Annotated in this window: 17 protein-coding genes, 2 tRNA genes and 4 rRNA genes; 13 read left to right on the top strand and 10 right to left on the bottom strand. The window is 57.5% G+C overall.

The window, feature by feature from the left end; translation table 11 throughout:
* Positions 1-60 precede the first annotated feature (60 nt).
* Both IF199_RS00620 and IF199_RS00615 read left to right on the top strand, forming a co-directional pair.
* The gene (locus IF199_RS00620; RefSeq protein WP_192559429.1) at positions 61-2,562 is read left to right on the top strand and encodes a TonB-dependent siderophore receptor; all 2,502 of its coding nucleotides are present in this window, start codon (positions 61-63) and stop codon (positions 2,560-2,562) included.
* 76 nt (positions 2,563-2,638) lie between these two features.
* A complete protein-coding gene (locus IF199_RS00615) occupies positions 2,639-3,817 on the top strand; it encodes a PepSY-associated TM helix domain-containing protein (protein WP_192559428.1) in 1,179 nt (392 codons plus the stop codon).
* A 73-nt stretch (positions 3,818-3,890) separates the two neighbouring features.
* Here the strand turns inward: IF199_RS00615 and rrf (IF199_RS00610) are convergent.
* From rrf (IF199_RS00610) to IF199_RS00570, 9 genes are all read right to left on the bottom strand, one after another.
* Positions 3,891-4,006 (bottom strand): 5S ribosomal RNA (rrf, locus tag IF199_RS00610).
* Positions 4,007-4,111: 105 nt separating this feature from the next.
* A 5S ribosomal RNA gene (gene rrf / locus IF199_RS00605) occupies positions 4,112-4,227 on the bottom strand.
* A gap of 156 nt (positions 4,228-4,383) precedes the next feature.
* Positions 4,384-7,274 (bottom strand): 23S ribosomal RNA (locus IF199_RS00600).
* A 245-nt stretch (positions 7,275-7,519) separates the two neighbouring features.
* Positions 7,520-7,595 (bottom strand) — tRNA-Ala (locus tag IF199_RS00595).
* Positions 7,596-7,625: 30 nt separating this feature from the next.
* A tRNA-Ile gene (locus IF199_RS00590) sits at positions 7,626-7,702 on the bottom strand.
* Positions 7,703-7,783: 81 nt separating this feature from the next.
* Positions 7,784-9,320, bottom strand: a 16S ribosomal RNA gene (locus IF199_RS00585).
* The 16S, 23S and 5S rRNA genes sit together here with 2 tRNA genes alongside, the layout of an rRNA operon.
* 293 nt (positions 9,321-9,613) lie before the next feature.
* Positions 9,614-9,793: a hypothetical protein gene (locus IF199_RS00580; RefSeq protein ID WP_192558591.1), complete on the bottom strand. Its 180-nt coding sequence runs from the start codon at positions 9,791-9,793 to the stop codon at positions 9,614-9,616.
* A gap of 172 nt (positions 9,794-9,965) precedes the next feature.
* Positions 9,966-11,186: a CaiB/BaiF CoA transferase family protein gene (locus IF199_RS00575; RefSeq protein WP_192559427.1), complete on the bottom strand. Its 1,221-nt coding sequence runs from the start codon at positions 11,184-11,186 to the stop codon at positions 9,966-9,968.
* Positions 11,187-11,199: 13 nt separating this feature from the next.
* Positions 11,200-12,381 (bottom strand): acyl-CoA dehydrogenase, encoded by a 1,182-nt coding sequence (locus tag IF199_RS00570; protein ID WP_007953903.1) that lies wholly within the window; start codon positions 12,379-12,381, stop codon positions 11,200-11,202.
* A gap of 158 nt (positions 12,382-12,539) precedes the next feature.
* On the opposite strand from IF199_RS00570, the gene IF199_RS00565 reads away from it, so the two are divergent.
* The 11 genes from IF199_RS00565 (at position 12,540) to IF199_RS00515 (ending at position 22,653) form a co-directional block, all read left to right on the top strand.
* Entirely contained in the window at positions 12,540-13,439 is a 900-nt protein-coding gene (locus IF199_RS00565) for a LysR family transcriptional regulator (RefSeq protein WP_192559426.1), read from the top strand.
* A 434-nt stretch (positions 13,440-13,873) separates the two neighbouring features.
* Positions 13,874-14,995 carry a Re/Si-specific NAD(P)(+) transhydrogenase subunit alpha gene (locus IF199_RS00560; protein ID WP_192559425.1) on the top strand — a complete coding sequence of 374 codons (1,122 nt, stop codon included), beginning with the start codon at positions 13,874-13,876 and terminating at the stop codon, positions 14,993-14,995.
* 15 nt (positions 14,996-15,010) lie between these two features.
* Entirely contained in the window at positions 15,011-15,331 is a 321-nt protein-coding gene (locus IF199_RS00555) for an NAD(P) transhydrogenase subunit alpha part 2 (protein ID WP_003187417.1), read from the top strand.
* A complete protein-coding gene (locus tag IF199_RS00550) occupies positions 15,331-16,764 on the top strand; it encodes an NAD(P)(+) transhydrogenase (Re/Si-specific) subunit beta (protein WP_192559424.1) in 1,434 nt (477 codons plus the stop codon). Before IF199_RS00555 ends, IF199_RS00550 begins: the two co-directional genes overlap by 1 nt.
* Before the next feature lie 215 nt (positions 16,765-16,979).
* Complete coding sequence (locus IF199_RS00545) at positions 16,980-18,473, top strand: acetyl-CoA hydrolase/transferase family protein (RefSeq protein WP_096822461.1); 1,494 nt, start codon at positions 16,980-16,982, stop codon at positions 18,471-18,473.
* Between the two features lie 321 nt (positions 18,474-18,794).
* Positions 18,795-19,010, top strand: coding sequence for a DUF1127 domain-containing protein (locus IF199_RS00540; protein WP_003220409.1), 216 nt, complete (start codon positions 18,795-18,797; stop codon positions 19,008-19,010).
* 221 nt (positions 19,011-19,231) lie between these two features.
* Positions 19,232-19,477: a DUF1127 domain-containing protein gene (locus IF199_RS00535; RefSeq protein WP_425220345.1), complete on the top strand. Its 246-nt coding sequence runs from the start codon at positions 19,232-19,234 to the stop codon at positions 19,475-19,477.
* A gap of 135 nt (positions 19,478-19,612) precedes the next feature.
* Positions 19,613-19,930: a DUF2388 domain-containing protein gene (locus IF199_RS00530; RefSeq protein ID WP_192559422.1), complete on the top strand. Its 318-nt coding sequence runs from the start codon at positions 19,613-19,615 to the stop codon at positions 19,928-19,930.
* A gap of 107 nt (positions 19,931-20,037) precedes the next feature.
* A complete protein-coding gene (locus IF199_RS00525) occupies positions 20,038-20,346 on the top strand; it encodes a DUF2388 domain-containing protein (RefSeq protein WP_192559421.1) in 309 nt (102 codons plus the stop codon).
* A 28-nt stretch (positions 20,347-20,374) separates the two neighbouring features.
* Positions 20,375-20,695 (top strand): DUF2388 domain-containing protein, encoded by a 321-nt coding sequence (locus IF199_RS00520; RefSeq protein WP_065260625.1) that lies wholly within the window; start codon positions 20,375-20,377, stop codon positions 20,693-20,695.
* Complete coding sequence (locus IF199_RS00515; protein WP_192559420.1) at positions 20,692-22,653, top strand: DUF7844 domain-containing protein; 1,962 nt, start codon at positions 20,692-20,694, stop codon at positions 22,651-22,653. The genes IF199_RS00520 and IF199_RS00515 overlap by 4 nt, the downstream gene beginning before the upstream one ends.
* 70 nt (positions 22,654-22,723) lie before the next feature.
* On the opposite strand, the gene IF199_RS00510 is transcribed toward IF199_RS00515, so the two are convergent.
* Positions 22,724-23,167, bottom strand: coding sequence for an anti-virulence regulator CigR family protein (locus IF199_RS00510; protein ID WP_192559419.1), 444 nt, complete (start codon positions 23,165-23,167; stop codon positions 22,724-22,726).
* Positions 23,168-23,191: the final 24 nt, after the last annotated feature.

Raw genomic sequence — 23,191 nt, 5'->3', positions numbered from 1 at the left:
GGCCGGCTTAGTCAGTAAGCACTTCAATTCAGCCTTCGCGACTTGCAACGGAAACCTACAATGACTGCGCGCGTTACCTGTAAGAACCCTCTGAATTTCACTGCCGAATCGGGCCTTCTGCGCCACGCCGTTCGGGCCGCGTTGTTCTCCACGGCACTGGGCGTCGGCCTGCTGCCGAACCTGAGCGTCGCGGCGAGCGGCAGTGAGGTCAGCAGCCATCGCTACAACATCGCCGCCGGGCCACTGGGCGAGGCGCTGAATCAGTTCGCGCGCCAGGCCGGCATCACGTTGTCGATGACCCCACAACAGACTCAAGGCCGGCAATCACCCGGCGTACAGGGCGAGTATTCGACCGATCAGGCACTGAGTCATCTGCTCGGTGGCTCAGGGCTGGAGGCGGTCAGTCAGGACGGCAGCAGCTATGTGTTGCGCTCCGTCACGGAAACCGAAGCCCTGGCCCTGCCGACCACTGACATCAAAGGTTTTGCCCTCGGCAACGCGCTGGGCAGCATGGACGGCTACAACGCAACGCACAGTCAGATCGCCACCAAAACCAGTACCGCGCTGCTGGAAACCTCGCAAAGCGTGTCCGTGGTCACCCGCGAGCAAATGGACGATCAGGGCTCGCAAACCGTGTCCCAGGCCATGCGCTACACCCCCGGTGTGCTGACCAACCCCTATGGCGCCACGCACCGTTACGACTACGTGGCGATGCGCGGCTTCAACGATGGCTCGGTGGATAACATCTACCTCGACGGCCTCAAGTCCATGGGCGACAGCGGCACCTACAGCACCATGCAGGTCGATCCTTATTTCCTCGAGCGCGTGGACATTCTCAAAGGCCCGTCGTCGGTGTTGTACGGCCGCAGTTCACCGGGCGGGCTGGTGGCGTTGACCAGCAAGAAACCGTTGTACGAGTCCTATCATCAGGTTCAGGCCACCGTTGGCACTCAGGGCCAGCGCGGTGTTGGTTTTGACTTCAGCGGCCCGGTCGATGACGACAAGCGCATCGCCTATCGTCTGATCGGTTTGACGGATCAGTCCGACACGCAATTCGACCACAACAAGGAAAAACGCTTCGCCCTCGCGCCGACGGTCAGCATCGATTTCAACGAAGACACTTCACTGACCCTGCAGGCGTATCTGCAACATGACCCGGATGGCGGCTATCACGGTGGCGTGCCGGCCGACGGCACGATTCATCAGCGCAACGGCAACCGGATCTCACCGCACTTCTTCGAAGGCGAACCGGGAGTCGATGGTTACTCCCGCGATCAGCAGTCGTTCGGCTATCAGTTCGAACATCGCTTCAACGACGTCTTCACCGCACGGCAGAACTTCCGCTACCTCGACTCCAAAGTGAACATGGATCAGGTGTATGCCTATGGCTGGACGTCGCCGACCAGCAACGAGCTGAATCGCTACTACACCGGCGGTGACGAGCGACTGCATGCGTTCATCGTCGACAACATGCTCCAGGCCGAATTCTTCACCGGTGCGACCAAGCACACGGTGCTGATGGGAACGGATTACCAGCGACGCAAAACCGTGGTCGACTGGACCAGCGGTGGCCTGGCGCCGATCAATGCGTTCAACCCGGTGTACGGCAATTCCGCTATTACGCCGTACGGTGAAACCAGTTACCTGCGGCGCCTGGAGCAGACCGGGGTTTACCTGCAAGACCTGATTGAGATGGACAAATGGCGCTTCTCCCTCGGTCTGCGGCAGGACTGGGTAGAGACGTCCGAGGAAAACCGGATTGCCGAGGCGAGCCGTCCGGTCGGCACCGAGATCAGCGACAAGCGCACCAAACTGACGGGCCGTGTCGGGGCGCTGTACCTGTTCGATAACGGCCTGGCGCCGTACATCAGCTACTCGGAGTCGTTCAACCCCAACTCCTATGCCGACAGTGCCGGTAATCCGCTGGCACCAACGGATGGCACGCAGTGGGAAGCAGGTCTGAAGTACCAGCCACCTGGCACCGACAATCTGTTCACGGCCTCGTTGTTCCGCATCGACCAGGAAAACCTGGCGACCAAACTGCCGCAGGAAAACTTCTATCGCGCTGTAGGCGCTGTCCGCTCTCAGGGTCTGGAACTGGAAGCGCACATGCAGTTGACCGATAACCTGAAAGTGCTCGGTAGCTACACCTTCACTGACATCGAGTACTCGAAGTCGATGGTCAGCACCCTGAGCACCCCGACAAACGTGATCGAGAATAAAGGCAACTCGCCAACCCAGGCACCGCGTCACATGGCATCGCTGTGGGCGGACTACAAGTTCGACAGTGCGGCGCTTGATGGCGTGCGAGTGGGCGGCGGTGTGCGTTACGTCGGCTACAGCTGGGCGGATGCAGAGAACACCATGAAGGTGCCGTCCTACACGTTGTTCGACGCGTCGATCGGTTATGACCTGGGCAAAGTTGGCTTGAAGGGTGTGGACGTACGCCTGAATGCGAACAACCTGACCAACGAATCCTACGTGGCCTCCTGCGCCAGTCTGAACTTCTGCTACATGGGCGAGGAGCGCAACGTCGCCGCCACGGTCAGCTACCAGTTCTAAGCCTTTGTCTTGTGCATAAAAAAGCCAGTCCCTGAGATTCAGGGACTGGCTTTGTCGTATTCGTGGGGAAAATTTCATGCGTTCGTTTCTGGTTTTACTGCACCGGTATATCGGGTTGGCCACGGCTGTGTTTCTGCTGCTGGCGGGAATCACCGGGAGCATTCTGGCGTTCAACCATGAGCTGGATGAGTGGCTGAACCCTGGGTTTTACACGGCGTCGGCCGAGGGGCAGCGTCTACCGCCAGGTGAGCTGGTCGATGCGGTGCAATCGGTACATCCGAGGCTGCAGGTCTGGTACATGGAGTATCCGAATGAGGCAGGTCACACAGCCTTGCTGGCGGCGGTTACACGTAATGATCCGGCGACGGGCAAACCGTTCGATGAGCGTAATCAGGTGTTCTACCTCGACCCGGTCAGTGGCGAGCGAAAAGGCCAGCGTTACTGGGGTGAGTGCTGTTTCCAGCGTGAGAACTTCATTCCTTTCATTCTCGAGTTCCACTACAACCTGACGCTGCCCGGGAACTGGGGTTTGCTGTTGATGGGATTGGTGGCCATTGCCTGGGTGATCGATTGCTTCATCGCTCTCTGGCTGACTTTGCCGCGGGGTAAACCGTTCTGGAAGAAGTGGTCGACGGCCTGGAAGATCAAGGGCGGGCATGCCTATCGGCTCAACTTCGATCTGCATCGCGCGGGGGGCCTGTGGCTGTGGTTGTTATTACTGCCGATAGCCGTCAGCAGCGTGGCCATGAACTTGCCGAGTCAGGTCTTCAAACCAGTGGTGTCGCTGCTCTCTCCGATTGAACCGAGCGTGTATGAGGCCCGAGGGCGGATGCCTGCCGACGAACTGGGGTTCACTCGACTGAGTTATCAACAGGCCTACGAAAGGGCGCAGCAGGAGGGAAAAAGGTTGGGACTGACTGCGGCAATCGGTGAGTTGTATTACAGCTTTGAGTACAACTTCTACGGTGCGGGGTTTGGACAACATGACACCGAGGCCCATGGTAAATCCTGGTTGTTTTTCCACGGTACGGACGGGCGATTACTGGGGCAGGAAATCGCAGGAGAAGGGACGTTGGGAGAGCGGTTTTATCGGTTGCAGTTGCCGATACATGGAGGACGGATCATAGGCTTTACCGGGCAAGTGATGATCGCGGTATTGGGTGTTCTGATTGCGGGGTTGTCGGGGACTGGCGTCTACATCTGGTGGCGCAAATGGCAGGCTCGTCGAAGCAGCAAGGCACGCAGAGCGGTTTGAAGATCGGACTTTTGTAGGCTCTGAAACGACAAAACCCCTGTCTGCGTTAGCAAACAGGGGTTTCGGAATTTAATCTTGACGATGACCTACTCTCACATGGGGAAACCCCACACTACCATCGGCGATGCATCGTTTCACTTCTGAGTTCGGGATGGGATCAGGTGGTTCCAACGCTCTATGGTCGTCAAGAAATTCTGTGACCAGCCCGTTACCACGGTAACGTGCCAGCAAAAACGGGAACTTCTACTAAAACAAAACCCCAACTGCTTTCGCAATTGGGGTTTCGGAATTTAATCTTGACGATGACCTACTCTCACATGGGGAAACCCCACACTACCATCGGCGATGCATCGTTTCACTTCTGAGTTCGGGATGGGATCAGGTGGTTCCAACGCTCTATGGTCGTCAAGAAATTCGGGTACTGAGTCGTGGCCAGCTGGCCTCGCTTCAGCAAATTGGGTATGGGATAGTTTTCGGTGCTTTGTGAGCGTCGAACTTTCGGTTCACTTCGTCTTCACACACCGCAATCTGGCCTCTTTCGAGTTCGCAAATTGCTTGGGTGTTATATGGTCAAGCCTCACGGGCAATTAGTATTGGTTAGCTCAACGCCTCACAGCGCTTACACACCCAACCTATCAACGTCGTAGTCTTCGACGGCCCTTCAGGGAACTCAAGGTTCCAGTGAGATCTCATCTTGAGGCAAGTTTCCCGCTTAGATGCTTTCAGCGGTTATCTTTTCCGAACATAGCTACCCGGCAATGCCACTGGCGTGACAACCGGAACACCAGAGGTTCGTCCACTCCGGTCCTCTCGTACTAGGAGCAGCCCCTCTCAAATCTCAAACGTCCACGGCAGATAGGGACCGAACTGTCTCACGACGTTCTAAACCCAGCTCGCGTACCACTTTAAATGGCGAACAGCCATACCCTTGGGACCGGCTTCAGCCCCAGGATGTGATGAGCCGACATCGAGGTGCCAAACACCGCCGTCGATATGAACTCTTGGGCGGTATCAGCCTGTTATCCCCGGAGTACCTTTTATCCGTTGAGCGATGGCCCTTCCATACAGAACCACCGGATCACTAAGACCTACTTTCGTACCTGCTCGACGTGTCTGTCTCGCAGTCAAGCGCGCTTTTGCCTTTATACTCTACGACCGATTTCCGACCGGTCTGAGCGCACCTTCGTACTCCTCCGTTACTCTTTAGGAGGAGACCGCCCCAGTCAAACTACCCACCATACACTGTCCTCGATCCGGATAACGGACCTGAGTTAGAACCTCAAAGTTGCCAGGGTGGTATTTCAAGGATGGCTCCACGCAAACTGGCGTTCACGCTTCAAAGCCTCCCACCTATCCTACACAAGCAAATTCAAAGTCCAGTGCAAAGCTATAGTAAAGGTTCACGGGGTCTTTCCGTCTAGCCGCGGATACACTGCATCTTCACAGCGATTTCAATTTCACTGAGTCTCGGGTGGAGACAGCGCCGCCATCGTTACGCCATTCGTGCAGGTCGGAACTTACCCGACAAGGAATTTCGCTACCTTAGGACCGTTATAGTTACGGCCGCCGTTTACCGGGGCTTCGATCAAGAGCTTCGCGTTAGCTAACCCCATCAATTAACCTTCCGGCACCGGGCAGGCGTCACACCCTATACGTCCACTTTCGTGTTTGCAGAGTGCTGTGTTTTTAATAAACAGTCGCAGCGGCCTGGTATCTTCGACCGGCATGGGCTTACGGAGCAAGTCCTTCACCCTCACCGGCGCACCTTCTCCCGAAGTTACGGTGCCATTTTGCCTAGTTCCTTCACCCGAGTTCTCTCAAGCGCCTTGGTATTCTCTACCCAACCACCTGTGTCGGTTTGGGGTACGGTTCCTGGTTACCTGAAGCTTAGAAGCTTTTCTTGGAAGCATGGCATCAACCACTTCGTCGCCTAATGGCAACTCGTCATCAGCTCTCGGCCTTAGAATCCCGGATTTACCTAAGATTCCAGCCTACCACCTTAAACTTGGACAACCAACGCCAAGCTGGCCTAGCCTTCTCCGTCCCTCCATCGCAATAACCAGAAGTACAGGAATATTAACCTGTTTTCCATCGACTACGCTTTTCAGCCTCGCCTTAGGGACCGACTAACCCTGCGTCGATTAACGTTGCGCAGGAAACCTTGGTCTTTCGGCGTGGGTGTTTTTCACACCCATTGTCGTTACTCATGTCAGCATTCGCACTTCTGATACCTCCAGCAAGCTTCTCAACTCACCTTCACAGGCTTACAGAACGCTCCTCTACCGCATCACTTACGTGATACCCGTAGCTTCGGTGTATGGTTTGAGCCCCGTTACATCTTCCGCGCAGGCCGACTCGACTAGTGAGCTATTACGCTTTCTTTAAAGGGTGGCTGCTTCTAAGCCAACCTCCTAGCTGTCTAAGCCTTCCCACATCGTTTCCCACTTAACCATAACTTTGGGACCTTAGCTGACGGTCTGGGTTGTTTCCCTTTTCACGACGGACGTTAGCACCCGCCGTGTGTCTCCCATGCTCGGCACTTGTAGGTATTCGGAGTTTGCATCGGTTTGGTAAGTCGGGATGACCCCCTAGCCGAAACAGTGCTCTACCCCCTACAGTGATACATGAGGCGCTACCTAAATAGCTTTCGAGGAGAACCAGCTATCTCCGAGCTTGATTAGCCTTTCACTCCGATCCACAGGTCATCCGCTAACTTTTCAACGGTAGTCGGTTCGGTCCTCCAGTCAGTGTTACCTAACCTTCAACCTGCCCATGGATAGATCGCCCGGTTTCGGGTCTATTCCCAGCGACTAGACGCCCTATTAAGACTCGCTTTCGCTACGCCTCCCCTATTCGGTTAAGCTCGCCACTGAAAATAAGTCGCTGACCCATTATACAAAAGGTACGCAGTCACAGAACAAAGTCTGCTCCCACTGCTTGTACGCATACGGTTTCAGGATCTATTTCACTCCCCTCTCCGGGGTTCTTTTCGCCTTTCCCTCACGGTACTAGTTCACTATCGGTCAGTCAGTAGTATTTAGCCTTGGAGGATGGTCCCCCCATATTCAGACAAAGTTTCTCGTGCTCCGTCCTACTCGATTTCATGACTAAGAGATTTTCGCGTACAGGGCTATCACCCACTATGGCCGCACTTTCCAGAGCGTTCCGCTAATCTCAAAGCCACTTAAGGGCTAGTCCCCGTTCGCTCGCCACTACTAAGGGAATCTCGGTTGATTTCTTTTCCTCAGGGTACTTAGATGTTTCAGTTCCCCTGGTTCGCCTCTTGCACCTATGTATTCAGTACAAGATAACCATCTTATGATGGCTGGGTTCCCCCATTCAGACATCTCCGGATCAAAGTCTGTTTGCCGACTCCCCGAAGCTTTTCGCAGGCTACCACGTCTTTCATCGCCTCTGACTGCCAAGGCATCCACCGTATGCGCTTCTTCACTTGACCATATAACCCCAAGCAATCTGGTTATACTGTGAAGACGACATTCGCCGAAAATTCGAATTTCTCAACTAAGAGAACTCACAAATTTTACCTTAGCCTGATCCGTTACCAGTGAAAGTAACGTTCAGTCTATCTTTCTATCACATACCCAAATTTTTAAAGAACGAACTAGTCAAAGACTAGAAATCAACATTCACCATCCACTCGATGGAATGCTCATTTCTAAGCTCTTACTTCAGAAGCAGTAGTGGTGGAGCCAAGCGGGATCGAACCGCTGACCTCCTGCGTGCAAGGCAGGCGCTCTCCCAGCTGAGCTATGGCCCCGTATTTCTACAGGCGTTTCCCACACAAAATTGGTGGGTCTGGGCAGATTCGAACTGCCGACCTCACCCTTATCAGGGGTGCGCTCTAACCAACTGAGCTACAGACCCAATTTCGGGCTGCTTCTTTCGTCTTCTTCAATGAATCAAGCAATTCGTGTGGGAACTTATGGAGCAGCTGATGTCGTCGATTAAGGAGGTGATCCAGCCGCAGGTTCCCCTACGGCTACCTTGTTACGACTTCACCCCAGTCATGAATCACACCGTGGTAACCGTCCTCCCGAAGGTTAGACTAGCTACTTCTGGTGCAACCCACTCCCATGGTGTGACGGGCGGTGTGTACAAGGCCCGGGAACGTATTCACCGCGACATTCTGATTCGCGATTACTAGCGATTCCGACTTCACGCAGTCGAGTTGCAGACTGCGATCCGGACTACGATCGGTTTTATGGGATTAGCTCCACCTCGCGGCTTGGCAACCCTTTGTACCGACCATTGTAGCACGTGTGTAGCCCAGGCCGTAAGGGCCATGATGACTTGACGTCATCCCCACCTTCCTCCGGTTTGTCACCGGCAGTCTCCTTAGAGTGCCCACCATTACGTGCTGGTAACTAAGGACAAGGGTTGCGCTCGTTACGGGACTTAACCCAACATCTCACGACACGAGCTGACGACAGCCATGCAGCACCTGTCTCAATGTTCCCGAAGGCACCAATCCATCTCTGGAAAGTTCATTGGATGTCAAGGCCTGGTAAGGTTCTTCGCGTTGCTTCGAATTAAACCACATGCTCCACCGCTTGTGCGGGCCCCCGTCAATTCATTTGAGTTTTAACCTTGCGGCCGTACTCCCCAGGCGGTCAACTTAATGCGTTAGCTGCGCCACTAAGAGCTCAAGGCTCCCAACGGCTAGTTGACATCGTTTACGGCGTGGACTACCAGGGTATCTAATCCTGTTTGCTCCCCACGCTTTCGCACCTCAGTGTCAGTATCAGTCCAGGTGGTCGCCTTCGCCACTGGTGTTCCTTCCTATATCTACGCATTTCACCGCTACACAGGAAATTCCACCACCCTCTACCATACTCTAGCTCGCCAGTTTTGGATGCAGTTCCCAGGTTGAGCCCGGGGATTTCACATCCAACTTAACGAACCACCTACGCGCGCTTTACGCCCAGTAATTCCGATTAACGCTTGCACCCTCTGTATTACCGCGGCTGCTGGCACAGAGTTAGCCGGTGCTTATTCTGTCGGTAACGTCAAAATTGCAGAGTATTAATCTACAACCCTTCCTCCCAACTTAAAGTGCTTTACAATCCGAAGACCTTCTTCACACACGCGGCATGGCTGGATCAGGCTTTCGCCCATTGTCCAATATTCCCCACTGCTGCCTCCCGTAGGAGTCTGGACCGTGTCTCAGTTCCAGTGTGACTGATCATCCTCTCAGACCAGTTACGGATCGTCGCCTTGGTGAGCCATTACCTCACCAACTAGCTAATCCGACCTAGGCTCATCTGATAGCGCAAGGCCCGAAGGTCCCCTGCTTTCTCCCGTAGGACGTATGCGGTATTAGCGTTCCTTTCGAAACGTTGTCCCCCACTACCAGGCAGATTCCTAGGCATTACTCACCCGTCCGCCGCTGAATCCGGGAGCAAGCTCCTTTCATCCGCTCGACTTGCATGTGTTAGGCCTGCCGCCAGCGTTCAATCTGAGCCATGATCAAACTCTTCAGTTCAAACATCTTTGGGTTTTGAGAAAACCCTAAACTTGGCTCAGCAATCGTTGGTTACATCTTTGATTTCTCGCGGAGTAACTTGTGATGCTGATAATCTTTCTGACTATCAGTCTGACTCCACAAGCACCCACACGAATTGCTTGATTCAGTTGTTAAAGAGCGGTTGGTTAAGATCTTTCGTCTCAACCGAGGCGCGCATTCTACAGCAGCCTCATTTGCTGTCAAGTGATTATTTTCAGAAGTTTTTGAAGAATTCTTCAACAACTTCAACCACTTGCGCTTCCGATCTCTCGTTAGCGGGAGGCGAATTCTACAGCGTTACACGCTGCTGTCAACACCTCTTTTTCTCCGCTTTCGATCGAGAAGATCGAAACGTCAAAAGAGCCAAACATCACCACTCTTTCAACTCCTTCCAGGCTTCGATGATCTGAAGCAAGCCGCTGTCGAAAACTGCGTAACTCATTGAGTTCCAAGGAGTTTTCCGTTTCGACTGCGCCGGAAGTGGGGCGAATTATAGGCCTCCAGAATCTGCCGTCAACCCTTAATTTCGCTTTTCTTTCAATAACTTGCCGACAGGTCAAAAAAGCACCCGATTCCCTCTATATAGAAGAAAGAGATACCACCCCTTCTATATAGAGGAAGCCATCAAAGCACCCCATCCTCTTTCATCGCAGCCACCGCCCCAGCCCCCAGGCCCAGCACTCGCTGCAAAACCTCCAGCGTATGTTCGCCCAGCAAAGGAGGCGCACGACGGTACTCAACAGGAGTCCGAGACAACCGAATCGGACTGGCCACCTGCGGCACCATCCCCGCCAGAGCATGTGGCAGCTCAATCGCCAGCCCACGGGATTTCACCTGCGGGTCCTCAAACACCTGCGACAGATCATTGATCGGCCCGCACGGCACACCCGCCTGCTCCAGTTGAGCCACCCACTCGGCGGTCGTCTTGAAGACCGTCGCCTGGCGGATCAGCGGAATCAGCACCGCCCGGTTCGCCACCCGCAGCTTATTAGTCGCGAAACGCGGGTCATCCGCCCACTGCGGCTGCCCTGCCACTTCGGCAAATTTGCGGAACTGCCCGTCATTGCCCACGGTAAGAATGAAGTCGCCATCGGCCGTAGGAAAATCCTGGTACGGCACGATATTCGGATGTGCATTCCCCAACCGCTTCGGTGCATTGCCCGTCGTCAGGTAATTCATCGCCTGGTTAGCCAGACATGCCACCTGCACATCCAGCAACGCCATATCGATGTGTTGGCCGCCGCCATCGTGATCACGGTGAGCCAGTGCCGCCAGGATCGCCACGGTCGAATACAGCCCCGTGAGGATATCCGTGAGCGCCACGCCCACTTTCACCGGCCCGGCACCTTCATCACCTTCAGGTCGCCCGGTGAGGCTCATCAGCCCGCCGAGCCCCTGAATCATGAAGTCATAACCCGCGCGCTTGGCATACGGCCCGGTCTGGCCAAAACCAGTGATCGAGCAATAGATCAGATCCGGATTGATCGCCTTCAGCGACTCGTAATCCAGACCATAAGCCGCCAACCCACCGACCTTGAAGTTCTCGATCAGGATGTCCGACTTGGCTGCCAGCTCCCGTACAAGTTTCTGACCTTCGGGACGCGTGAAGTCGATCGTCACCGATTGTTTGTTGCGGTTGGCCGACAGGTAATACGCCGCCTCCGACGTATTCTCGCCGTAAGCGTCTTTCAGAAAGGGCGGCCCCCAGGCACGAGTGTCATCACCATTGCCCGGGCGCTCGACCTTGATCACTTCCGCCCCAAGGTCGGCAAGAATCTGCCCGGCCCATGGGCCGGCCAGCACTCGCGACAAATCCAGTACCCGCAGATGCGACAGCGCGCCCATGGTCGCTCTCCTATTAATAGAACGCCTGCAGGCCGGTCTGTGCACGACCGAGGATCAGCGCATGAACGTCGTGAGTACCTTCATAGGTATTCACCACTTCCAGGTTGACCAAGTGACGGGCCACCCCGAACTCATCGGAGATCCCGTTACCGCCCAACATGTCACGCGCCATACGAGCGATATCCAGGGACTTGCCGCAAGAGTTGCGCTTCATGATCGAAGTGATTTCAACCGCAGCGGTGCCTTCATCTTTCATGCGACCCAGACGCAGGCAGCCTTGCAGCGCCAGAGTGATCTCGGTTTGCATGTCCGCGAGCTTCTTCTGGATCAACTGAGTCGCAGCCAACGGGCGGCCGAACTGTTGACGGTCCAGGGTGTACTGGCGAGCGGTGTGCCAGCAGAACTCCGCCGCACCCAGCGCGCCCCAGGAGATGCCATAACGTGCAGAGTTGAGGCAGGTGAACGGACCTTTCAGGCCACGCACGTCCGGGAAGATGTTCTCTTCCGGCACGAACACGTTATCCATGACGATTTCGCCGGTGATCGAGGCTCGCAGGCCGACCTTGCCGTGAATCGCCGGAGCGCTCAGGCCTTTCCAGCCCTTCTCCAGCACGAAGCCGCGGATGTCCCCAGCGTCGTCCTTGGCCCAGACCACGAACACATCAGCGATCGGGCTGTTGGTGATCCACATCTTGGCGCCGGTCAGGCTGTAGCCACCATCCACTTTGCGTGCACGAGTAATCATCGCGCCCGGATCGGAACCGTGGTTCGGCTCGGTCAGACCGAAGCAGCCGATCCATTCGCCGGAAGCCAGTTTCGGCAGGTACTTCTGCTTCTGTGCTTCGGTACCGAACTCGTTGATCGGCACCATGACCAGCGAAGACTGCACGCTCATCATCGAACGGTAGCCGGAGTCGACGCGCTCGACTTCACGAGCAATCAGGCCGTAGCTGACATAGTTGAGACCGCTGCCACCGTACTGCTCGGGGATGGTCGCGCCCAACAGGCCGACCTCACCCATCTCACGGAAGATCGCCGGGTCAGTCTTCTCATGGCGGAAGGCTTCGAGCACGCGCGGCGCGAGGCTCTGCTGGGCGAATTGCTCGGCAGTGTCGCGGATCATGCGTTCTTCTTCAGTCAGCTGTTGATCCAGCAGCAGGGGATCGATCCAGTTGAAGCTAGCTTTACCGCCCATGAGTGAGTCCTCGCAAATCGGGTGAATTAACGTGGCATTGATCCTAGGCCCGCTTCGTCATCCCGGCAAACGAGGATTTCGCATCCTGTTGTGCTAATTTCTCACTCCGAAACGTCGCGAAATGCCGATTGAGCGATGTATTAGTGAGGTTGACGTACATGCGCCGCAAGATACCCAGCACCACCGCCCTGATCAGCTTTGAAGCCGCCGCCCGTCACGAGAGCTTTACCAAGGCCGCCGAAGAACTTTCTCTCACCCAGGGCGCCATTTGCCGACAGATCGCCAGCCTCGAGGACTTCCTCAGCGTCGAACTGTTCCGACGCTCCCGTCGCGGGGTGAAGCTGACGGAAGCAGGTCTTTCCTACAGCCGCCGGGTTGCCACTCAACTCGACGCCGTGGAGCGCGACACCCTCTCGGTGATGGGTCAGCAAGGTACCAATGTGATCGAGCTCGCTGTGGTGCCCACCTTCGGCACGCAATGGCTGCTGCCAAGACTGAAGGACTTCCAGCTCAAGCACCCCGAAGTAACGGTCAACCTGACCAACCGCACCCGCCCGTTCCTGTTTGCCGACACCGATTTCGATGCCGCCATCTATTTCGGCGATGCCGATTGGTCGGGTACTGAATCCCACCGATTAATGGGTGAAAATCCGATGCCGGTGTGCAGCCCTGTCTTGCTCGGTAACAAGAACAGTCTTACACCTGAAGAGATCGCCGATCTGCCTCTGCTCCAGCAAACCACCCGCCCCTACGCCTGGCGGCAGTGGTTCAACTCGCAGCACCTGAACATTCCCCGCGACATGACAGGCCCACGCTACGAGCTATTCTCCATGCTGGCCCAAGCGGCCATGCACGACATGGGTATCGCGCTGATCCCACCGTTCCTGATTCAACGTGAACTGGCCGAGAAACGCTTGGTGATTGCCAACCCGAACGCACTCTCCAGCATCAAGGCGTATTACCTGATGATTCCGGAGCGAAAGGTCGAATCCGCGTCACTCAAGGCATTTCGCGATTGGCTGGTGAATCAGGCACATAGCTACAACCTAGAAGGATAAAGGCCTTCAGCGATTACTAACCCCGTAGTCAGGATATTCAAAGCCCTACAGATATAACTATTTGTCGCAAATCGACAGACTGTATCCGAAAGTCGTACAGACGTCCCACAAGCGGCTGGCGACGTGGCTTTGAGCCTTCATTCGCGACTCATTACGACCTATTCACGTCACCGATGAGAAAATTCTTCAAATTCATCCACACTCCTTGCAAGGCACGGCCTGCAAGGGATTCAGCCAGCCATCTGCGACATTCGGTCACGGGATGACTTGTAGTTAATTTTCCGTCACCCGTCATAATCCCTTGAAGGGCATAAACTTCGCCTGCAAAATGCCGCGCCCCGCCCTGATTTGGCGGGATCGTGCTGATCGGCCGCCCCAGTCGCACCATCCGTAGTGCATGGGTTTACTCAATAAGATCACGCAGGAGATTTGACGTGCACATTGGTGTTCCTCTCGAAACCCAGACGGGTGAAACACGGGTTGCTGCAACCCCGGAAACCATCAAAAAGCTGATCGGCCAGGGTCATAAGGTCACTGTACAAAGCGGCGCCGGCATCAAGGCCAGCGTTGTCGACAGTGCCTATGAAGCGGCAGGCGCGACCATTGGCAGTGCCAGCGATGCGTTTGGTGCAGAGCTGATTCTCAAAGTGGTCGCCCCCAGCGACACCGAACTGGCGCTGATCAAGCGCGGCACGGTGCTGGTGGGCATGCTCAATCCGTTCAGCAATGAAACCATCGCCAAAATGGCCGAGTGCGGGATCACCGCGTTCGCCCTGGAAGCAGCACCACGTACCTCCCGGGCCCAGAGCCTCGACGTGCTGTCGTCCCAGGCAAACATTGCCGGCTATAAATCGGTTCTGCTGGCCGCCCACTACTATCCGCGCTTCATGCCGATGCTGATGACCGCTGCGGGTACCGTGAAAGCGGCGCGCGTGCTGATTCTTGGCGCGGGCGTGGCCGGTTTGCAGGCGATTGCCACGGCGAAACGTCTGGGTGCCGTCATCGAAGCGTCCGACGTACGTCCGGCCGTGAAGGAACAGATCGAATCCCTCGGCGCCAAATTCGTCGACGTGCCTTACGAGACCGATGAAGAACGCGAATGCGCGGTCGGCGTCGGCGGTTACGCCCGCCCGATGCCGGCGAGCTGGATGCAGCGTCAGGCCCAGGCCGTGCACGAACGCGCCAAGCAGGCGGACATCGTCATCACCACCGCTCTGATCCCGGGTCGCAAGGCTCCGACACTGCTGAGCGCGGACACCGTGGCGCAGATGAAACCCGGTTCGGTGGTCATCGACCTCGCTGCAGCCCAGGGTGGCAACTGCCCGCTGACCGTGGCCGATCAGGTCGTGATCGAGAACGGGGTGACCATCGTCGGCCCGACCAACCTCGCCGGTGAAGTCGCCGCAGACGCTTCGGCGCTGTATGCACGCAACCTGCTGGACTTCCTGAAGCTGGTCTTCACCAAAGAAGGCCAGTTCGAAGTGAACCTCGAAGACGACATCGTCGCCGCGTGCCTGATGTGCCGCGACGGCCAAGTCATCCGCAAAAACGCCTAAGCAGGGATTCAGACGATGGAAGAGCTTATCTCCCCCGGTATCTACAACCTGATCATCTTCGTGCTGGCGATTTATGTCGGTTACCACGTGGTCTGGAACGTTACACCCGCGCTGCACACGCCGCTGATGGCGGTGACCAACGCCATTTCGGCGATCGTGATCGTCGGCGCCATGCTCGCCGCCGCCCTGACCGTCACTCCGCTGGGCAAGACCATGGGCACCCTCGCCGTGGCACTGGCCGCGGTCAACGTGTTCGGTGGCTTCCTGGTCACCCGCCGCATGCTTGAGATGTTCAAGAAGAAAGCCCCGAAAGTAAAAGAAGAGGCGCCGAAGTAATGAGCATGAATCTCGTCACGACGCTCTACCTGATCGCGTCGATCTGCTTCATCCAGGCCCTCAAAGGCCTGTCGCACCCGACCACGTCGCGCCGCGGCAACCTGTTCGGCATGCTCGGCATGGCGTTGGCGATCCTTACTACCGTCGGCCTTATCTATAAGCTGGGCGCTGAGCTGGCGACTGCTGGCATTGGCTATGTGATCGTCGGCCTGCTGATCGGCGGCACCGCCGGTTCGATCATGGCCAAGCGCGTTGAAATGACCAAGATGCCAGAACTGGTTGCGTTCATGCACAGCATGATCGGTCTGGCAGCGGTGTTCATCGCCATTGCTGCGGTGGTTGAGCCGCAGTCGCTGGGCATCGTCAAGCAACTGGGCGACTCGATCCCGGCGGGCAACCGTCTGGAGCTGTTCCTCGGCGCAGCCATTGGTGCCATCACCTTCTCCGGTTCGGTGATCGCGTTCGGCAAGCTGTCGGGCAAGTACAAGTTCCGTCTGTTCCAGGGCGCACCGGTACAGTTCAGCGGTCAGCACAAGCTGAACGCGGTACTGGGTCTGGCGACGCTGATCCTCGGCATCACCTTCATGCTGACCGGCAACCTCGCCGCATTCGCATTGATGCTGGCCTTGGCCTTCATCATGGGCGTGCTGATCATCATCCCGATCGGCGGTGCCGACATGCCGGTCGTGGTGTCGATGCTCAACAGCTATTCCGGCTGGGCGGCGGCGGGTATCGGTTTCTCGCTGAACAACTCGATGCTGATCATTGCCGGCTCCCTGGTGGGTTCGAGCGGTGCGATCCTCTCGTACATCATGTGCAAGGCGATGAACCGTTCCTTCTTTAATGTGCTGCTAGGCGGTTTTGGCAATACAGCAGACGCCGGCCCTGCCGGTGAAAAAGAAGCTCGCCCGGTGAAATCCGGTTCGGCTGATGACGCGACCTTCCTGCTGACCAACGCCGACACCGTGATCATCGTTCCGGGTTACGGCCTGGCGGTGGCCCGTGCGCAGCATGCGCTGAAGGAGCTGACCGAGAAGCTGACCCACCATGGCGTGACCGTGAAGTACGCGATTCACCCGGTGGCCGGTCGGATGCCCGGACACATGAACGTACTGCTGGCCGAGGCCGAAGTGCCGTACGACCAGGTGTTCGAGATGGAAGACATCAACTCCGAGTTCGGCCAGGCCGACGTGGTGCTGGTGCTCGGCGCCAACGACGTGGTCAACCCCGCTGCCAAGAACGATCCGAAATCGCCGATTGCCGGCATGCCGATCCTCGAAGCGTTCAAGGCCAAGACCATCATCGTCAACAAACGCTCGATGGCCAGCGGCTATGCCGGTCTGGACAACGAACTGTTCTACCTGGACAAGACCATGATGGTCTTCGGCGACGCGAAGAAAGTCATCGAAGACATGGTCAAAGCGGTCGAGTAACTCGCTCGCTGTTTCACCGGACGCCCCGACTTGTCGGGGCGTTTTTGTTTGCGAAAAACGTCGGACAATTTGCCGCGTTGTTGCAGATCCGGTAACAGTGTTTTACTTGAAACCCGCTGAATAGACGCCTCGTTTGCGACCTTGGTAGCGGGACAGGCGCCCGCGAAATTCACTAGACTGCGCATCCTGCTACTCGCTGCCCGAGAAAATAATCCATGTACCGTGACCGTATTCGCCTGCCTTCGTTGTTGGATAAAGTGATGAGCGCCGCCGACGCTGCTGCGCTGATCGAGGACGGCATGACCGTCGGCATGAGCGGCTTCACCCGCGCCGGCGAAGCCAAGGCCGTTCCCCATGCACTGGCCGAGCGAGCCAAGGTCACGCCGCTGAAGATCAGCCTGATGACCGGTGCCAGCCTGGGCAACGACCTCGACAAGCAACTGACCGAGGCCGGCGTCCTGTCGCGGCGCATGCCGTTCCAGGTCGACAGCACCTTGCGCAAGGCGATCAACGCCGGCGAAGTGATGTTCATCGACCAGCACCTGTCGGAAACCGTCGAGCAACTGCGCAACCAGCAACTGAAGCTGCCGGACATCGCCGTGATCGAAGCCGTGGCCATCACCGAACAGGGCCACATCGTGCCGACCACCTCGGTGGGCAACTCGGCGAGCTTCGCGATCTTCGCCAAACACGTGATCGTCGAGATCAACCTGGCGCACAACGCCAACCTCGAAGGTCTGCACGACATCTATATCCCGACCTATCGCCCGACCCGCACGCCCATCCCGCTGGTAAAAGTCGACGACCGTATCGGCAGCACCGCGATCCCGATCCCTCCGGAGAAGATTGTCGCGATCGTCATCACCCAGCAGTCGGACTCGCCGTCCACCGTGTCGGCGCCGGATGTCGACACCAAGGCCATCGCCGATCACCTGATCACCTTCTTCAAGCAGGAAGTCGATGCCGGACGCATGACCAACAAGCTCGGCCCGTTGCAGGCCGGGATCGGCAACATTGCCAACGCGGTGATGTGCGGGTTGATCGACTCGCCGTTCGAAGACCTGACCATGTACTCCGAAGTGCTGCAGGACTCGACCTTCGACCTGATCGATGCGGGCAAGCTGAGCTTTGCCTCGGGCAGCTCGATCACCCTGTCGGAGCGGCGCAACAGCGACGTGTTCGGCAACCTTGAGAAGTACAAGGACAAACTGGTGCTGCGCCCGCAAGAGATCTCGAACCATCCGGAAGTGGTTCGGCGCCTGGGCATCATCGGTATCAACACGGCGCTCGAGTTCGACATCTATGGCAACGTCAACTCCACCCACGTCTGCGGCACGCGGATGATGAACGGCATTGGCGGTTCGGGTGACTTCGCGCGCAACGCACACCTGGCGGTGTTCGTGACCAAGTCGATCGCCAAGGGCGGCGCGATTTCCAGCGTGGTGCCGATGGTCAGCCACGTCGACCATACCGAACACGACGTCGACATCCTGGTAACCGAGGTCGGTCTGGCCGACCTGCGTGGCCTGGCGCCACGGGAACGCGCCCGGGTCATCATCGACAACTGTGTGCACCCGGATTACCGCCAGGCACTGAACGACTACTTCACAGCAGCCTGCGCCATCGGCGGCCACACCCCGCACATCTTGCGCGATGCCCTGAGCTGGCACATCAATCTGGAAGAAACCGGACGCATGCTGAAGGCGTAATCCGCACAGATTTTCCGCTGGCGCAAACACAGTTTCGCCAGCGGGATTCTGAAAACCTCCATTACCGTCAAAAACTGTACTGCTGTACCGGTCTTTTCCTAAGGCTTTTGCCTACTCGAATCACCGAATTGAGCAAAAGTGCACCAAATAGGCGCAGACAGGTACAGTTTGCGCAATTTTGACCCGTACACCCCCTATAAACAGTTAACTGGTCACTCACAATACAAGTGAACTGTATCTAGAGAGTCTGGCCAAACGAGAGGATCATGGGCACCAGTTAAACCACTACCTGATCCCGCCACAAGCGGAAGGATGTCAACCATGGAACGTACACTCAGTTCCGAACTGTTCTTCGAAGACAAAGCTGCAAAAACCCAGGCTTCCCTGCCTCTGCGCGTTATCGCCAACCTGATGCTGTGGCAGCGCCGCATCTCCAGCCGCCACCAACTGGCTCGTCTGGATTCGCGCCTGCTGGCTGACGCCGGGATTAGCGAAGCACAACGCTACGAAGAGCTGAGCAAGCCGTTCTGGCGCTAAGTAGCGTCGCTGGCTCTGGTCGCTAGACCCACCGCCAGCAACCCGAATTGAACACACAAGACCCGTCGCGGGAAACCGCGACGGGTCTTGTCGTTTTGGGCCCGGAAAACATCCGGTACAGGGGCCTGTATCAATGACAGGTACAGTTTTAATTAACAAACAACTGAACCAGTACAATTTCACTGTGGTGTATCTGCCGTGCTCATTGCATTCGGCTCAACATGACCTTCCGCCTCCATCGGCAAAAGGAAGACGTCATGAATCACTTACAGGATGTTTCAGCAGTCGCGGTCGAACGCTCTCCTCGCTTCGGTCGTCTACGACGGCTATTCAGAGGTTTCTGGCAAGGCCTGGAGCGCGCCAGGACGCGGCGCCTGCTGGCTCAACTCGATGGTCGGGATCTCGCCGATCTTGGCCTCAGCCACGCCGATCGACAGAACGAACTGGAGAAACCCTTCTGGCGCTAGCATTTTGCCCTCTGTGCGAAACCTCCCACACAGGCCTAATATCCGGGCAGAACGTGGCGAATGCCGTGCGACTGGCGTCTGACTTCCCAGACACCAAGCCACCTCTCAATACGATATTTCCAGAGGAGTTACACCATGTCCCGTCTTCGCCTGCTCAGCGCTGCCGCCCTGCTGGCCGTGGCTGCCAATGTCAGCGCTACCAGCTTCATCGTGACCACCGACGCCGTTGTTGGCGCGCTGAAGTCCTCTTCGGACGCGACTTCCGACGTCAGTTCTTCGCTGCGTGACAACAAAGTCGTGATCGCTGCCCGTGACGACGCTGCCAGCTTCGTTGCCAGCGAAGGCCAGATCCGCGGCGTGAAGCTGGAGAGTGCCCTGGACCTCATCCGCCATCAGGCCCCGCAACTGAATGCGACCGACGCACAACTGGCACAAGCCATTCTGGCGATCTGAGCCGGCATTGCCGGAAGGGACATGCCAGTCATGTCCCGATGTTTCGCCGCTGGCTCTGGCCCGGGCATTACGCTAGCCTTGGGACTCGCTAACAGCACCTGAGACTCATGCGTTTTCTTTCAAATCTGCTTATCTCTTCTGTTCTGGTCACTGCTTGCTGGACGACCTCGGTCGATGCCTTTGACGTCTCGACGCAAAACACCGTTGTCAGCGGTTACGCCACCAGCATGGTGTCTTCCGCGCCTTTCGACCGTAAACTGCTGCTCGCCGCCCACGACGATGCGGCGGCATTCGTTGCCAGTGACGGCCAGTTGCGAGGCGCTCAGCTGGAATCCGCGTTGCATTACCTGCGCAAATCCCGGCCAAAACTTCATGTAAGCGACCTTGAACTGGCACAGGCAATTCTCGTCCAATAGTTATTCTTGCCCCCTCCGGAGTCGTTCCATGCGTAGCCCGCTGATTGCTGCCGCCCTTGGCCTGTTGTTGTTGGCCGATATGGCCCAGGCGCACACCCTGGTAGCCACCAGTAACATCATCGTTCGTGCCTCCCAGCGCACCATCGATTTCACTTCCGATACCACCACTTCGATCCGCGATTCGAAAATCATCCGCGAAGCCCACGATGACGCTGCCAGCTTCGTCGCCAGCAACGGTGATATCCGTGGCGCGCACCTGGAAGCCGCCCTCAACACCCTGCGCACCCGCGTGCCGGAAGCCCGCGACGCCAGTGATCAGGTACTCGCCGAAGCCATCCTCGCATTGTGAAGTCTCTCAGCGCCTGGCTGCTGGCCGGGGCGCTGCTGCTGATCGGCAGCAACGCCCACGCCAGCCTGCAACTGCGGCTCAAGACCGACGGTCTGAGCCCCGCCCAACAACAGGCCAGCCAGGCGTTGCTCGATGAAGCGATGCAGAAACTGCCGCCCAGCTTCATCGAACGCCTGGATCGACGCATCGATGTCGGCTGGACCGACGACATGCCCGCCAATGCCTATGGCCAGGCGACGCTCGTCTCCGAGCTGGACCTGAACCGCAGACTGCTCGCCGGGCTCACTGACGGCAGCGCGGCCACGCAAAAAACCAATCGCCCCCACGGCACGGTGCGGCAGGAACTGCTGGCCACGGTGCTGCACGAAATCACCCATATCTACGACCGCGCACGCCTGTGGCCGGCCACCGAACGCACGCTGATCCAGCGCTGCACGCGCCGCAACAACAGCGCCGGGCTGATCGGCCTGCCGGATGAGTGTCGGGGCCAGAATGACCGGCGCTTTACCCTCAGCGATGACCCGCGCCTGCTCGATCTCGCCGGCTGGCAGCAATACGTCGGCCGCCGTGGCGAACGTGAACAGCACAACCGGCAGATCGCCCGCAGCCCGGACCTGTACGAGATATCCAGTCCGAAGGAGTTCGTCGCGGTCAACATGGAGTACTTCCTCCTCGACCCGAGCTACGCCTGCCGCCGCCCGGCGCTGTACCGCTATTACAAGGAACACTTCGGCTGGGCGCCGCCGGAAAAGGACTCCTGCGCCAAATCCTTCGCCTTCCTCAATGCCGGCAACGACTTTGCCAAACAGCCGCTGGGCCAGGTCGATCCGGAGCGGGTCTACGCCATCGACTACCTGCTGGCCGAAGCGAACCAGAACTGGGTCAGCCGCTGGGGGCACAGCATGTTGCGCCTGGTGATCTGCGCCCCGGGCCGGCCACGCGGACCGGATTGCAGACTGGACCTGGACCAGCATCTGGTGCTGTCCTACCGCGCATTCGTCGGCGATGTGCAGCTGTCGAGCTGGGACGGACTGGTCGGAAAATACCCTTCGCGTCTGTTCGTCCTGCCGTTGGCGCAGGTGATCGACGAATACACCAAGACCGAACTGCGCAGCCTCGCCTCGGTGCCGCTGAACCTGTCCCGCAGCGAGATCGAAGACGTCGTCGAACACGCCGCCGAAATGCACTGGAGCTACGACGGCAACTACTTCTTCCTGTCCAACAACTGCGCGGTGGAGAGCCTGAAACTGCTGCGCAGTGGAAGCAACAATGCACAGCTCACCGGCCTCGACAGCATCATGCCCAATGGCCTGTTGGAAGTGCTCAAGGGCCGAGGCCTGGCGGATACCAGCGTGCTCGACAATCCCAAAGAGGCGTTGCGCCTGGGTTACCGCTTCGACTCGTTCCGCGATCGCTATCAGGCAATGTTCGAGGTGCTGAAGAAGCAATTGCCGATCAAGCAGGCCAGCGTCGAGGAATGGCTGTCGCTGTCTGCCGAAGAGCGGCGGCCATGGTTCGAACGCGCGGACCTGCGTACCAGCGCCGCATTGCTGCTGTTGGAGCAGGCAAGCTTCCGTCGCCAGTTGCTGCTGGCCCAGGATGAGGTCAAGCAACGCTACCTCGGCGCACGGGAATTGGAAAACGGCGGCATGGACAAGGCCAACGCAACGTTGCAGCAGATCCTCGCCAACAGCGGCTTCCTCAGTCGCCCGGCAGAACTGCTCGACTCTCGTGGTTATGGCCTGCCACAACCCAGCGAGTTCAGCCGACTGGAAGCCGAAAGCAGTCAGCGCCAGAAACAGCTACTGGTGCTGAGCGGTGATCTGGACAAGGAAGTGCGAGCGCTGCTGGAACCGAAGCGGGCAGCGGAGATTGCAGCCAACGAGGCCAACGTGAAGCAGATCGGCGAGCATTTGCGCAAACTGCACAAAGCCTCGGGTGGCCTGGAGCTGCCCTGAAAAACAATGCCTCTGAAAAACAAAAGACCGCAGCCTGTGAAAGGCTGCGGTCTTTTTTATTGCCTGCAAATCAGTACAGAACACCATCCAGCACTTCGTAGACGATCCCGGTACCGATCGCGATCAACACGATATCGCCACCGGCCCGACGCCATTCATAGCCCGGATACACCGGCAAACGTCCCAACGCCCGGGCCTCCAGCCGCTCGCCGTAATAGCCGTGCGGCAACGGCCGGCCGCGTTCCAGGCGAATACCCGGCGGCGGAGGTGCACCGCGAACGAAGTAGCCGTGATTGTCACGAATCACCTGACGCACCGGCCCGAAGTCGCGCGGTGGCGGGCCACCCCGATGGCTGCTTTGCCAATCATGGTGATCGCCACCGCGATTGTCGTACTGACCCTGTTGCGGGCCGCCGTGGTCGTGATCGTCGCGTGGGTCAGCGCTGGCCAGCAGCGGCGTCGCGCTGATCATCAGCACGCCCAGACTGGCAATCAGACGTTTCGGCATTTTCATGGGTTTTCCTCACTGCACTAACAG

This window comes from Pseudomonas allokribbensis (assembly GCF_014863605.1).
Taxonomy (GTDB): Bacteria; Pseudomonadota; Gammaproteobacteria; order Pseudomonadales; family Pseudomonadaceae; genus Aquipseudomonas; species Aquipseudomonas allokribbensis.
Note: the sequence above shows the minus strand (reverse complement) of the source record. Positions and strands in the feature narration are given on the sequence as shown.